Genomic DNA, 14,095 nt, shown 5'->3' on the forward strand with positions numbered 1-14,095 from the left:
TATATGCACTGAAGTACATCTTATGACTTATGAGTCTGCTTTCTCCCTATAAGTGAGCTTTTCTATTCTTTGTACTGATCCGCAAACAAAGGCTTATAAAAGCTCCGATTATCCATAGCGAATAATCGTTCGGTAAATTCACCAGGTTGCACCTTATCTAAAGATCGATTTAACATATTCATCTTTGCATCAACCAAGTCAATTAAATGAAGCATTTCTGCCTCTCGAATAAGTGGAGGTTTAGGACTACCCCACTCTGCTTTGCCATGGTGGCTCAAGACCATGTGCTGAAGCATGGTTACCTCTTCGCCGTCTATTCCAAGTTCAGTGGCAACTGCTCCGATTTCTTCTACCATCATTGGGATATGACCAATTAATTTCCCTTCTAAGGTATAGGATGGAGTCGCTGCTCCAGATAATTCTTTCAGCTTCCCTAGGTCATGTAAAATGATGCCAGCATAAAGAAGGTCTTGATCCAAATCTGGATATAGCTCTTTTAATTCTTTGGCTAAATTTAGCATAGATACAATATGGTGGGCTAGTCCGGAAACGTACTCATGATGATTCTTTACTGCTGCAGGGTATGTTAACAGAGCTTCTTGATACATCTTCACAAAATGGCGTGTGATGCGTTGAAGATTTGGATTCTTCATTTCAAATATAGCTTCTGTAATTCGTTCCATTAAGTCCTCTTGTGATACAGGAGCTTTCTCCACAAAATCTGATGCCTTCACTCCATCTGTAGGTTGCGCTGGTCTGATGGACTGAATTTTCAATTGTGCTTTACCGCGAAACTGGTTGACTTCTCCTGTTATTCGAGCTAATTCTTCAGCAATGAAAGTCTGCTCATCTTCCTTAGTAGCTTCCCACAATTTTGCTTCAATTTCACCTGTCGCATCACGCAAAACTAATGTTAAAAATGGTTTTCCATTACTGGCAACACCTTTTGTAGATGACTTAATTAACATAAAATCATCGAAGGCATCTCCTATTTGATGATTGGATATTCCTTTTTTCATAATGTTCCTCCTCTCATGCGTTTACAATGTGTTTTATATATGGACGAAATAGATTTTGATACTAATTACTTTTAGAGTAATGAAACTTTTCCTATGTGTAAAGAAAAAAGAATGTCTAAGAACACGGCGCGCGGTTCTAGCTCACAACTTATTGACCTAAGCAATATTCGATGTGGTGCTTTTTTAGGTAGAGTTTTACTTATAAAAAAAAAGAAGAGCGTGTAAGCCACGCTCTTTCTCTCGCTAATCTTCTCTTGGAACATACTTGAAAATTTCACCAGATTCAACAACACGGATAAACTTCATTAGCCAACGATAATAGCTTTGTGCGTATTCAAGTCGATCGATATCACGTTGAATTTTGCCTACAAGCTCCTCATCATCACAGTTATCCGCAATGGAACGCAACTCCGAAATAGTTTCATTTGCTTCTTCCATATTTGTTTCCGTATGGTGTCTCCAGCGATTGCCAAATAATGCGGTGAATGCTTTATACCAATCTTCTTCAGATTTATATAAGTCCTTACGAATTCCTTTTCGAAAAGCAGGCTCCACCATTTTCATTTCTGACAGAGAACGTACTCCTGTCGACATACTCGTCTTGCTCATCTCTAGCGCATCACGCATGTCATCGAGCGTCATTGGGTAGTCGGAGAAATATAACGTTCCATACAAACGTCCTACAGAGGAAGTAATCCCGTATAGGTTCATATTCTTCGCAATCACCTGGATAAACTTTTCTATTGTTTCTTCATATTCTGCCCATTCTTGTTTTTTATCTACCAATGGACGACCCTCCACTAGCTTTATTCGACATGTACCTAGAGTATTTTATCACTATTATTCCAAACATGCGAGGACATGACAAATAAAAACTTATTTTTTTATAGAAAAATAATCTGTTGTTTGTTCAGTATGTCTTGAATATACTGTCTGCATGATAACACAATTACCTGTTGTGTACGCGAAATGTTAGTAAGTAAAGTTAAAAATTCTTTCGTTCGTTCCTCATCGAAGTTAACATATGCATCATCTATGATGAATGGCATACCATGCTGATCACTCATTACCCGGCTTAGAGATAACCGTAATGCTACATACAATTGTTCCTTTGTGCCTTGAGACAATTGCTCCGCTGTGTATCGGTCCCCAGATTGCGTTTCTACAACCAAACCTTCTTCCGAGGATGGAACAAATACATGTACATATGTGTTATTCGTTAGGATGGAGAAAAACTGCTTACAATATTCAAGTACCATCGGCATACGTTCCTGTTGAAAAGTAGATTTAGTCTTTCTCAACATAGAATACGCTACTTTATAAACTGCCCACTCCATGGCTTGTTCCTTTAATAAACTTTTTTCAAACTCTAACTCATGTCGGTACTTGGATATCGATTCATCTCCCTCTAACGTCCTCAAATGGGACAATGTATCTGACAGTTGTTGTCTGACGGAATCAATTTGGTTTGACAACTCTTGCTTACGTTTAGTCTTTTCTTGCCGTTCTTGTTGAATGAAAGATGAATCTAAGGAGGAACTCAATAATGATTTCACCTTGTCATTATTTAGATATATTGAATAAAGCTGTTCATAATATTGCTTTTTGTTATGCTTAATGTCATAAAGTCGATTAATCTTATTACCTGTTTGTATATAAGCTTCCTCATCTTCAACATTCGCAAACCTAAAAAGTTTTCGAATTTCTTCTTCGAACGGCTTCATTTTTTCACGAACATCCTGTTTCTGTTGTTCTATTGTAAAAAGCCATTCTGTGTAAGTGTCTTTTAGTTCTAATTGCTTTTGGATAAAGGCTTTGAGTTGAAATAACTGATTTTCTTTCTCTTCTATAGAAACATTCGTGTCTATATCTACTTGACTAGCTAATGTTTCTACTTGTTCCTCATACGAAGAGATATCGTTCTTCAGTTGTTGAACATCTTGTTCTTGCTCTCTTATATGTTCAAGTGATTCTTTATGGCTCATTACCTTTTGGTATGCTTTAGGCCAAAAATCCAAATCCACATGACGAAGAAAAGAATACATCTCCATCTGTTCTTCTACCTGTTGATAAAAGCGTTGGCGCTGTCTATCTAAAGAAGCAAAGCGCTCATCTAGCTTCATCATTTCACCATGTAATTGTTGAACTTGATAGGAAAACTGTTCAAGTTCTGTCTTAATCCTATCATGAGTTGCAAGCTGTTCCTTATACCAAGTTAAGGAAGTTGTTGATGATTCATTCTCATCAACTATTTTCTCACCGATACTAGTATCAACATTAGGAAGAGAATTTCGTATCATACTCACGCCCATTACTACAATTCCAAACAGTCCAAAAGTTCCTATCCCAAACCACCAATTATTAAAGAGAAAACTCATCGATATACCAATGGCAAATAGTACTGCTACTCCTATCAATACTTGATTTGTTAGTGCGATTATGCGTCGATGATAAGCTTCCAGTGAATCTTGCTGCTGCTTGTGCTGATTATCTATTTTTTGTTGAACGTCCTGTTCATATTGTCTGTCTACTTCCGCTTGATAATGATCATACACTTGCTCAGATAAAAGAGATTGTTCGAGTGTCTCTTTTTCCGAAAGGAGTTGCTGTTCCCGTTCTTTATTAACCCGTTTCTGTTGTTGATACTGTTCGTCTTCTAGCTCAATGTCCCGTTGTTGCTTAGAAAGCATTTGCCAATGTTCCTCTATGTAAAAGGGGAACTCAATGTTTTCCACATCATCAATGGTAAGCTCAATACCTAGTGACTCAATTTCATCTTTCACCTTTTTAGTACGCTGTTCAATTTCTTGATTGAGATGATCTCTTTGCTCTTTCTTTACATCATTCCGCTGCTTTTTCTGCTCAAGATCCTTCAACGATTCCAGGATTCTTTCATCAACTTCATAGAGATCACGTTGCTTATCGCGATACGTTTTCTCATTTTGTTCAATGACTTCTAATTCACTTTTTAAAGGGAGGTACTGATCTTTCAGATGATAGTAGCGTTCCATTCCATTCTCAGGAAAAGAAAGATCTTCCTCATATTCTTTTTCCTCTTCTTGTAACTGCTGGTAAGCCAACAAAGGTTGTACAGCTTGTTGTTTCCTCTCTAGTTCATCTATAGATGTTTCTACATCTTTATATTTGTTCTGCAATGCCTCAAGTTCGTTTTGCAGATTATTTTCCTGCTTTTTCAGTGATGCGTATTGTTCCTCTCCTTGTTTAGAAGCTTGAAATAGTTGTTCCTTTTCTCTAACAGAAACTAACTGTTGATTGAGTTGTGGATTTTTGCCTTGTTTTTTAAATCTTTGGTCTAATTCTTTCTCCAGTTTCTTCTCTACGTCATAAATTTCTCTTGAGCCTGTCATTCCTATTCCGAATAAAATATCTCCAATGTCATCTGAATGTAGTTGCTGTACATGTTGAATATCATGAAGCCCAAAGGAAAAAATCGCCTCATATGTAAATCGGTCCACTCCATTTAGAAGTTCTTTCAAAAAAGACTCTTCTTTTTCTTCCCCATTATTTGTATAGCAACGTGCTTCCCCATCATATTTATCCGGTTGCCTCTCAATTTTGATTCGTCCCCAAGCAGGAGTTTCAATCACAAGGCTACCTCCGACTACTCCTCCTCTTTGAGGCTTAAATGCTTGAAGCTTTCTTGGAGGAAGCGAAAATAAAATATATAGAATAAATTGATGTAATGTGGACTTCCCGGCTTCATTTTTACCGTACACATAAGAAAGTCCCTCCTCAGAAAATTGAATAGTCTCATTCACCCATTTTCCGAAGCCATATATATGTACTTCTATTAGCTTCATACCCTACTCCCCCTTCAAAAGTTTCTGAAGCAATAGCTGTTCTGCTCTGTTTAATAAGTCTTGCTTTTCTTCCTCCGAAAAGGGTTGTAGATATTTTCGCATATGCTTATGATATAACAGTTCATGCAAATGGTCTTCGATATCTTGGTGATTGTCAAACTGGCGAATCAATTCACCTATAAAATGAGCGCCATTACTCAACTGTTCACGATCCCAATTAGGAGTAATAGAAGTATGTACCCGGGAAATCCATATCCAATCCGCTGCTTCTTCTTCCTGTTCATTCCATATATCCTTCAGCTCATCTATCATCGACTGTTCTTGCCCTTTTGGAAACGGTAAAGACCCTTGAAACGTTACTTCTATGAATGCTTTCCCACATTCCATTCGTTTATCATCTTTCAAGGATTGAACGGTTGTTTCTAAATCATGAAGGTTCGTTTGCTCTTCTACTTGAAATGTTTCAACATTAAACTGAATATTCTCTGTGGGGCAAAACGTAAGAGAGGTAGTGTTTTCAGAAAGATCTACGATATAACACCCTTTCTCTCCTTGTTCGTTTCTATGTCGTCCCTGAATATTACCTGGGTAGACAATGTATGGATCCTTATGTAGTACTTGTTTTTTATGAATATGACCTAAAGCCCAATAGTCCATACCTCTTTGAAGAAGTTGCTCTATTGAAAACGGTGCATACACATCATGCTCTGTATTTGTAGATAGACTACCATGTAACATCCCTATATTATAGATACCTTCAGAAGATGGTGTGAAATCTTGATGTTTGGAGTGGTGAACAGCTCGCTGTTCATAACTAAATCCATGTATATCAGCCAATTTCTCCCCGTTTTTATAAAAAGGAAAGGACTTTACCTCTTCGGTTTCAAATACATGCACATACTCGGGGTAAGTCATTGGATAAAAAGTGGCATTCATATAATCATGATTACCATGACTGACATAAGTATGAATACGACATTCCGCTAATCGTTCCAAACCTTTTTTAAAATGGAGTTGTGCTTTCAAGCTCCTGCCATCCTGATCAAAAATATCACCTGCCATCAACACAAAATCCACCTGCTGTTCAATAGCATGATTAATTAGCCTATCAAACGCCTTAAACGTACTTTCTCTCACATCACGGAACAGTGGACCAGGTAAATAATAATAGCCTTTAAAAGGACTATCTATATGCAAGTCAGCACAATGCAAAAATCGAATGCTTCCCTTCATACAAAGAAGCTCCTCTCTGTTCAATCTCATTGATTTGATTGTATCAAACGAAGCACACGAATGCACGTTCGCTTCATATATTTCTTATAACTGGTGAAGCTATTGATGTGGAGGTGAAGCATATGGCTAAACGAAAAAAGAATCCATCTGAGCGTGGAAAAAGCGCAGCAAGTGTTAAAGGATCCCCTAACAGTGGACCAGTAGAAAAGTTCCGTAATGAACCTGATCATCAAACCACCAACATGCAATACAAAAAGGAAAACACCGCAAAAGATTAACTTACACTCACGTTCAGCTTAATAAATAGCACAAATAAAAAGAGCAAGCTCCATCTTTGGATTTTGCTCTTTTTAGTAATGATGAGTTTATTCCTTTGGCTGAATAAGACCAATTCCAATTCCTGTTGGGTCAACTAGATAAGCAAGATAAAAAGCATCATACACCATCTTAATCTCGAACAATCATTGCTCGTTTTCTTTTGCTTTTAGTATAGAGTCATCTGAATTATTCTTTTTTGGATAATTGCATAGCTTTCTTCAAATCTTTCAACGACGAAGAACGTCCATAAAGGAGTACACCACCTCGATAAACTCGTGCACCGATGACAGCTAATAAAATAATAGTACCAATCAATAGTAATATACCAAGACTGGACTCCCAAAACGGAATCTCTAGCATTCCCACCCGTAGGAACATAAGCATTGGCGTAAAGAATGGGATAAAGGATGTTACGGTTACAAATGTAGATTCCGGTACATTTAACCCAAACATAGCTAACATGAAAGCAGCTACAATTAGCAATGTCATTGGTGTAATCACTTGTTGTGCATCTTCAATCCGACTCACAATAGATCCTAGCATCGCAGCTAATGTTGCATAAAGCAAATAGCCAAGTAGGAAAAAGAGTATTGCATAAATGAGTGTGCTTATTTCCACATTAGAGAATCCGAAATAACTGGTGAATCCTCCGCCACTCATTGATTCCATATTACTTTTAATGGATTGATATCCCACTAATAAGATCAAACTGAATTGGGTAATACCTAATAACGCAATTCCGCATATTTTCCCAAACATTTGCGTTACTGGAGAAACACTGGAAATCAATATTTCCATAACTCTTGATGATTTTTCTGTGGCAACTTCCATTGCTATCATATTTCCATACATTAAGACACCAAAGTAAAGCAAAAACAGCATAATATATACAAGCCCACGTGTCTCGTTAAGCTCTTCAAACGACTTCGAGTCCTCCGCTAATGACACCTTTTCAAAAGAAACAGGAGAATATATTTGCTGTATTGTTGATTCTTCAATACCAGCATTCTCGGTTGCCACAGCCACTTTCAATTGCTGTAAACCTTGCTGAAGCTTTCCACTAATACTCATTTCACTCATTTGATTGGAATAATAGGTACCCTCAGGCAAATCACTTTCATTTAAAGTCAGTGTTAAAAGTCCTTTATATTCTCCTTCTTGTACTGCCTTTTTTGCTTCTTCTTCTGAGTCATCAAACTCCTCAACTTCCATGACATCTTCTTGAGCCTTTACTTGTTCCTGGAACCTAGAGAATAAGGAATCTGTTTCATCAATAACCGCAACCGTATCTACTTGTTCCTCTTCACCACTAAATGTACTTATGATGTTTTGGAAATTGGCAAGTCCTACAATAAGTAAAAGCGTGATAACAGTTGTAATAATGAACGCCTTTGATTTTAAACGATTCAGATAAGTATGAGCTAATATAACGAAAAACTTATTCATAAGAAGCACCTACTTTCTCAATAAATATGTCATTTAGGGTAGGCTCTTCAAGATCAAAGGTACGTACAAACCCCTTTCCAGATAGGGCATCAAATATGCGTCCTGCAACATCTTCGCTCTCGATTTGCAGTTCACATCCTTCCGTAAAAGTTTTATAGCGAACAACTCCTGGAACATCCTTAAGGTAGTTCACATCAAAATCTGCTCGTATCACTACATTTTTCTTCCCAAAGGAACGTTTCACTTCCTTTAGTCCCCCATGTACAACAGGTGTACCGTGATGAAGAATACATAAGTGCTCACATAGTTCCTCTACATGCTCCATTCGGTGAGATGAAAATACAATCGATGTCCCAGCTTCTTTTAACTCAACAACGGCTTTTTTTAGTTGTTCAACATTAACTGGGTCTAGTCCTGAGAATGGTTCATCTAAAATAAGCAACTTTGGCTTATGTATGACAGCCGAAATAAACTGGACCTTTTGTTGATTACCTTTTGAAAGCTCTTCTACCTTTTTGTCACGATATTCAGGAACGTGAAATTTCTCAAGCCAAGCATCCATTTCGGTAATAATGTCATTCTTCTGCATCCCTCTCAATCTCCCAAGGTAGACAAGCTGGTCCTTTACTGTTAACTTTGGATACAATCCTCGTTCTTCAGGAAGATAGCCAATGAGGTGGCTTTTACTATAATTTATGGAATCATCACTCCAAGAAATTGAGCCTTCTGTGAGATCCATCAAACCTAGGATCATACGAAATGTTGTGGTTTTTCCTGCACCATTCGCTCCAAGAAAACCAAATATTTGTTTCTCAGGTATTTCTAACGAAAGGTTATCTACAGCAGTTGATGAACCAAATCGCTTGGTCACATTATCTAATTTCAGTGTCATGTCATACTCTCTCCTCTCCTACTCCACATACGTCTTAAATAAGCAATATGTTTCAAAATCTTTTATACTATTTAGGTTTATACATTAAATGTATAAGGAAAATCATGTAAGAGGATGTAAGAGGATGTAAGAGCAACAAAAAATTAATTATGCGAAATGGTAATTTACTTATTTTTTATCTTCATAGTGACCCACATTACATTTATCGACAAATATGAAGAGATTAGCAGGAAAAATAAAGCCTAATGCGAAATAGTAAAGGTGTAGAAATTTCAGGAGGGAATAAAATATGAAAGCATATGCTTTAACTGTATTTGCACCAGATGGTACTCACTTATTAGATGAAACATTTGAAGCAGAAAATGATCAGGACGCAACTAAAATTGGTAAACAAAAGCTTGAAGACCAAGGTTATGAAGAACACACCCACCGTTGTGTAGCCCCTGATGGACATATGGTCCTATTTCATCGATAAGAAATTAAACTAAAATGTGAAACTAGCTTTCCTTATAAGAACAAAAGCGCAAGCGCCCGTTTAGCGACGTATATGTATGCTGCGGTCCACACGACGTGGGTTGGTTCGATGTTACTACGTGATGTAGCGATTTTAATCGAACTTCACCTGATTCCTCAGGAGATAAAGGCAACACGAAAACATGCGTGATTCGATGTTAACTTATCGTACGGAGGCGAGGGAAGCATACTAGTCGCTGGGCGCTAGCGCTGGACGTGGCCACATCACTTTACCTAAGTTATCCACAACCTCAACCCGTTTATAATTTCCTATACGACAAGAAAATCCTGGCATATTGCCAGGATTTTCTTCTTTACCTACCTTTGAAATCCGGTTTACGTTTTTGTAAAAACGCCTGAACCCCTTCTTGATGGTCTTCTGTATTTTTCAAATCAAACTGCCATATTCGTTCTTCTTGCAAAATTTTCGTTAGCTTGTCTAATTCATTTCGATGATACACTTGCTTTGTACCAATCATAGCGTGAAGCGGTCTTTGCTGCCATTGACGAGCAAGCTTAAATGCTTCTTCTTCCACATCTTCAGAAGTTACAGAATCTACTAACCCTTCTTCCAAAGCTTCTTCGCCAGTAAGTGTTTTTCCTTCCCATGCAAAGCGTTTCGCTTGTTGTGTACCTAGACGTTCTTGTAACCAGAAATGGCCCCCTCCATCTGGGATTAAACCAATTGCAATAAAGTTCATCGATAACTTCGAAGATTCATGCGCCACAACAAAATCAGTTGATAATGCAAGACTTAATCCTAGACCTACAACAGGACCATGTACAGCAGATATAACCATCTTCGGCATAAGATAAAACTGAGTCATTACATCCTCAATATCATCCATCACATGCTGAAAAGAGTGTTCTCCTCTCGTTTCTTCCATCATATTTATATCTCCGCCAGAGCAAAATCCTTTTCCTTCTGCAGAAATCACGACAATTAAATCATCATTCTCTTCAATATCACAAATATGATCTTTAAGTTCTTGAAGACTTTCATGATTAAGCGCATTCATTTTATCAGGACGCGTGAGCTTCAGGTGTGATATACCGTTCTCACTCTTTAATGTAAAATAACTCATGGTAACCCTCCTACTAAATACTTACCAAGCAAAACACTGGTATAAACTAACTTCTTTATCCCTTTCCATATTTCCTGCTGAAAACAGGAAAACAAGAGCAGTATTGTTTATCACTAAAAATAAATCATTCATACTCCTGATACAGTTAAGGTGTTAAATAGTGTTTCTAACGTTAGACTTTCTATGAATATTTCTCATTACATAAAAGCCCCATTACCTTGAAGACTTGGATTCAAGATATATTCAAAAGGTGATGGGTCCGATACTTGAAAAGTGGAAGGGGTTACGGTGAAGCAACTCGCTCTCCTGCGGGCGAGCTGGTGAGCCTTCTCAGTCACTTTGTTCCCTCCGGGGTCTCACCAACCTCTTTCTCCCGCGAGAGTCTCGTAGTTCCCCTTCACCCCCCAGCCGGGTAATGGCTATCAGGGATCTCACCAACCTCTTTCTCTGGCGGGAGTCTCCTTGTTCCACGGCCACCTTTGCTAGTATTGGAGCAACGGAAACATTGCGAAGTTAGAGAGGTTGGTGCGATCACCCAAATTTATCTCAACTTCAAGTCCTCAAAATTATGCCTCTTATATGGAATAACTTTCGACTAAAAAAAACCCTCCCAATAAGGGAGGATTTTAACTTGCTTTATTGTTGTCCTTCTTCGTCTGTACCATAAAGCTCTTCTAGAGGCTTTGTGATGATTTTACTTACATCATTGATTGTTTGGTTTAGACGCTGCTCTTCTTCCATTAGCTTAGAGATTTGCTCATGCTGTTGTACAGTTTCTACAACTTTGCGAGCTTGTTCAACTTCTTCTTCAGAAATCTCTTGTCCTTGCATTTGTTTTTGTTGCAATTCAATTTGAGTATTACGGAAGTTGTCGAACATTTCCTTCGCTTGCTCGTCCGCCATTACTGCTTCATATGCCTGTTTAAGGCCTTGGAATTCTTCGCTTTCGCGGATTGCTTTTTCTAGGTCGTATGCGTAATCATAAATATTAGCCATGAGTGTTGCCTCCTAATTATTTGTCCTTTTAAGCTCATTCCCTAACACTATAACAAACGAAACGTAGTGTGTATAGGAATCCGATTAAATCGTTATCAAATCAGAATAGCAATGATTCCTTGAACAAGCCCAATCACTCCCCCAAGCAATGCACCGAGGTAGGTAATCATCTTAAATTCTCGACGGGATATATCTAATATCATTGTCTCTAAACGTTCTACAGAAAAAGACTCCACCTCTTGTTTCACAATATCAGATAGATGTAATTTTTCCATTATTTCAGGAATTCGTTCAGATAAATAAACCCCTATATGACTTACCAAGCTCGGAACCATTGTGTCTAACACATATGGACGAAGGGTATTAGTATGTTCTGCAATGGATCGATTCATCCATTCTTGAACAGGAACGGCACTCGTGACAACCGACGCCAACGTTTTTGCTATAACGTCTGAACCTACCTTGTCTTCGTAGAAGCGCACATCTTTGTTTGTCCACTTATCCCATTCTGTTTCAAGTAGTGAGGTTAACCAACCTTTCGTTTCGGTGGATTGAAGATAGTTACTAATGGCAGGCTGAACTTTATCAACAAGTCCTTCATTACCTAAAAAGTTCGATATCATATTTCCTAAAAATCCTTGGCCTTCTAAATACCGTTCTATAATATCTCCAAGTTTCCGTTTTCCTTGCTCACTTGATATATATTGGTCTAACTGATCAAGGATATACGAGCTAGCGGTTTCCATACTCGCTCTTCCTTTCTCATCTAAATTGGGTGGCATTAACTCTTTGATGGATTCTTCACGATATTGATCCATAACTTGGTGATAACGCTTTTGTGTAAAGTCATAAATGGTTTGTTCCATATTTTTTACATCTAATGGGACGTTATAACTATTCAACCAATTCTCGAGTGACTGTTCAGATTGTAGAAAACGATCCACCTCTGTCTTAGCCCATTCTTCCATTTGTCTTTGAAAAGTAGCATCTAGGAACTTCCTTCTAAGTCCTTCAGGGGTTAGCAGATGCTCCACAACCATTTTCCCTAGCTGATCGGCAAGTTCATTACGGCGTTTTGGAATCAAACCAGGTGTAAATGGTAGTTGTTTGTTACCAATGTATTTTGGCTGAAAAGGCCTGAATAGCATTTTGATTGCCAGCGAGTTAGTTACCCCACCAATTATAGCCCCAATTACCATCATTAATAATATAAGAAGTAATATTTTCATAAGACCGACCTTTCTATCATCAATTGTTCAAAACGTTTAACTTCCTTAAAGATATAGTATATCCAAAAGCTTTCATGAAAAAAAGGAAAAGCATGATTTCAAACAAGCGTTCATAGGATAGTAATGAAAAGGCAGAACAGGAGGAAAACGTATGGAATCTTTCCACTTTCATCTACAATCCTATCGAAGTCATAAGAATCGTGTGATTGTCCCTAAACAAGTGTACCCTGCATTTAAACAAGCCCAAACGATAAAATATGGAATAAAGCAAGCATCTATTGAAATCATGACGCATCAAAAAGACGACGACATTTTATATATTTCCGAAGACTTAGTAGAGGAAGTACATCTTCTGCAACAGCGAACTATTTCTTGTTATGTACAAGGACCACATATTATTCTTCAGCCTTTACTTGGTGTGTTTACAGCAGGTTTTCAAGAGGAAGAGGCTCAAGTGCTTGGTGAACGTACACCTGTTTTTGAGTCGATGGCGATGACAGGACAATCATATGGCTTTGATACCATTTTCTTTGGTTATCAGCACATCAACTGGGATAATCAGACGATTCATGGATGGGTATTTAGTGATGGCGAGTGGAAAGACCTCATCTACCCTATCCCCTACGTCATATATGATCGTATTCCAAATCGTAAAGTTGAACATCACCCCTCTATAGAAGAAGCGAAACAAAAACTTCAAGAACATACCATATGGTTTAATTCAGGATTTTTTAACAAATGGAAAACCTATGATCAACTTATTCAGACAGGTCAAGTTGCCCACTTACTACCTCCAACCGTTCTGCATCCATCGCAAGACAAAATTGCCGAGATGCTGGACACTCATAAAAGTATTTATATCAAACCTATCCATGGTAGTAAAGGTTCAGGTATTAAAAAATGTACAACCCACTCTGATTCAGCCGGAATCGAATGCATGTATTACGATCAAGACAAAAAGGTCCATCAGCGCTATCATCAACTTTCACAAATGCTTAAGCAGCAATTTCCTAATGGTCTTTATGGTTACATTGCTCAACCAGAAATACCACTTAAGTCTAAACGATCCAGTCCTATGGATTACCGGGTTCATGCAAATAAGAATGAAAACAATGAGTGGGAAGTTACAGCAGTCTGTACAAAATTCGCAGGTAAAGGAAGTCTCACTACCCATGTGAAGCGGGGTGGCTCTTTGCATACACTTGATGAGTTGTTCGATGATAAAGAAAGCCAGACCATTTACAAAAAATTAGAACGGTCAGCACTTCTTGTCAGTAAAGCACTAGATCATAAATCATCGTCACCAATTGGTGAACTTGGATTTGATTTTGGCATCGATGAAGAGGGAAAGGTATGGTTATTTGAAGCAAATTCTAAACCTGGCTATGCCCTCTATGATCATCCGGCTTTTCAAAAAGAACAATCTGTCATTCTCTCGTACCCATACCGTTACGCTAAGCATTTTTATTTATCTTTGTTAGCTCAATAGCATAAAGCTTATATAATAATCCAAAGTAGTTCAGTTTTGAAGTATGTACTTCTA

The 14,095-nt window shown here is 37.9% G+C and carries 12 protein-coding genes; 3 read left to right on the plus strand and 9 right to left on the minus strand.

Going from position 1 to position 14,095, the window contains the following annotated elements; translation table 11 throughout:
- Positions 1–62 precede the first annotated feature (62 nt).
- From yhaM to GLW08_RS06270, 4 genes are all read right to left on the minus strand, one after another.
- Positions 63–1,019 carry a 3'-5' exoribonuclease YhaM gene (yhaM, locus tag GLW08_RS06255; RefSeq protein ID WP_160847663.1) on the minus strand — a complete coding sequence of 319 codons (957 nt, stop codon included), beginning with the start codon at positions 1,017–1,019 and terminating at the stop codon, positions 63–65.
- 243 nt (positions 1,020–1,262) lie between these two features.
- Positions 1,263–1,805 (minus strand): GbsR/MarR family transcriptional regulator, encoded by a 543-nt coding sequence (locus GLW08_RS06260; RefSeq protein ID WP_036820508.1) that lies wholly within the window; start codon positions 1,803–1,805, stop codon positions 1,263–1,265.
- Between the two features lie 98 nt (positions 1,806–1,903).
- Complete coding sequence (locus GLW08_RS06265) at positions 1,904–4,840, minus strand: ATP-binding protein (RefSeq protein WP_160847664.1); 2,937 nt, start codon at positions 4,838–4,840, stop codon at positions 1,904–1,906.
- A gap of 3 nt (positions 4,841–4,843) precedes the next feature.
- On the minus strand, positions 4,844–6,073 hold the full coding sequence (locus GLW08_RS06270; RefSeq protein WP_160847665.1) for a metallophosphoesterase family protein: 1,230 nt from the start codon (positions 6,071–6,073) through the stop codon (positions 4,844–4,846).
- Between the two features lie 122 nt (positions 6,074–6,195).
- Between GLW08_RS06270 and GLW08_RS06275 the strand changes: the two genes are divergently transcribed.
- Positions 6,196–6,351, plus strand: a complete 156-nt coding sequence (locus tag GLW08_RS06275; protein WP_160847666.1) for a YuzL family protein — start codon at positions 6,196–6,198, stop codon at positions 6,349–6,351.
- A gap of 226 nt (positions 6,352–6,577) precedes the next feature.
- On the opposite strand, the gene GLW08_RS06280 is transcribed toward GLW08_RS06275, so the two are convergent.
- Positions 6,578–7,837, minus strand: a complete 1,260-nt coding sequence (locus GLW08_RS06280; protein WP_160847667.1) for an ABC transporter permease — start codon at positions 7,835–7,837, stop codon at positions 6,578–6,580.
- The gene (locus GLW08_RS06285) at positions 7,830–8,729 is read right to left on the minus strand and encodes an ABC transporter ATP-binding protein (RefSeq protein WP_160847668.1); all 900 of its coding nucleotides are present in this window, start codon (positions 8,727–8,729) and stop codon (positions 7,830–7,832) included. The genes GLW08_RS06280 and GLW08_RS06285 overlap by 8 nt, the downstream gene beginning before the upstream one ends.
- 289 nt (positions 8,730–9,018) lie before the next feature.
- On the opposite strand from GLW08_RS06285, the gene GLW08_RS06290 reads away from it, so the two are divergent.
- Positions 9,019–9,204 carry a YhzD family protein gene (locus GLW08_RS06290; protein WP_160847669.1) on the plus strand — a complete coding sequence of 62 codons (186 nt, stop codon included), beginning with the start codon at positions 9,019–9,021 and terminating at the stop codon, positions 9,202–9,204.
- 352 nt (positions 9,205–9,556) lie between these two features.
- Here the strand turns inward: GLW08_RS06290 and GLW08_RS06295 are convergent, their stop codons facing one another.
- The 3 genes from GLW08_RS06295 to GLW08_RS06305 form a co-directional block, all read right to left on the minus strand.
- On the minus strand, positions 9,557–10,327 hold the full coding sequence (locus GLW08_RS06295) for an enoyl-CoA hydratase (protein WP_160847670.1): 771 nt from the start codon (positions 10,325–10,327) through the stop codon (positions 9,557–9,559).
- A 636-nt stretch (positions 10,328–10,963) separates the two neighbouring features.
- The gene (locus GLW08_RS06300) at positions 10,964–11,323 is read right to left on the minus strand and encodes a YlbF family regulator (protein WP_160847671.1); all 360 of its coding nucleotides are present in this window, start codon (positions 11,321–11,323) and stop codon (positions 10,964–10,966) included.
- Between the two features lie 95 nt (positions 11,324–11,418).
- Positions 11,419–12,552, minus strand: coding sequence for a DUF445 domain-containing protein (locus GLW08_RS06305; RefSeq protein ID WP_160847672.1), 1,134 nt, complete (start codon positions 12,550–12,552; stop codon positions 11,419–11,421).
- Between the two features lie 151 nt (positions 12,553–12,703).
- Here GLW08_RS06305 and GLW08_RS06310 point away from each other — a divergent pair, with 151 nt between their 5' ends.
- Entirely contained in the window at positions 12,704–14,041 is a 1,338-nt protein-coding gene (locus GLW08_RS06310; protein WP_160847673.1) for a YheC/YheD family protein, read from the plus strand.
- The last annotated feature ends 54 nt before the right edge of the window (positions 14,042–14,095 follow it).

The sequence above is a fragment of the Pontibacillus yanchengensis genome, assembly GCF_009856295.1.
Lineage (GTDB): Bacteria > Bacillota > Bacilli > Bacillales > BH030062 > Pontibacillus > Pontibacillus yanchengensis_A.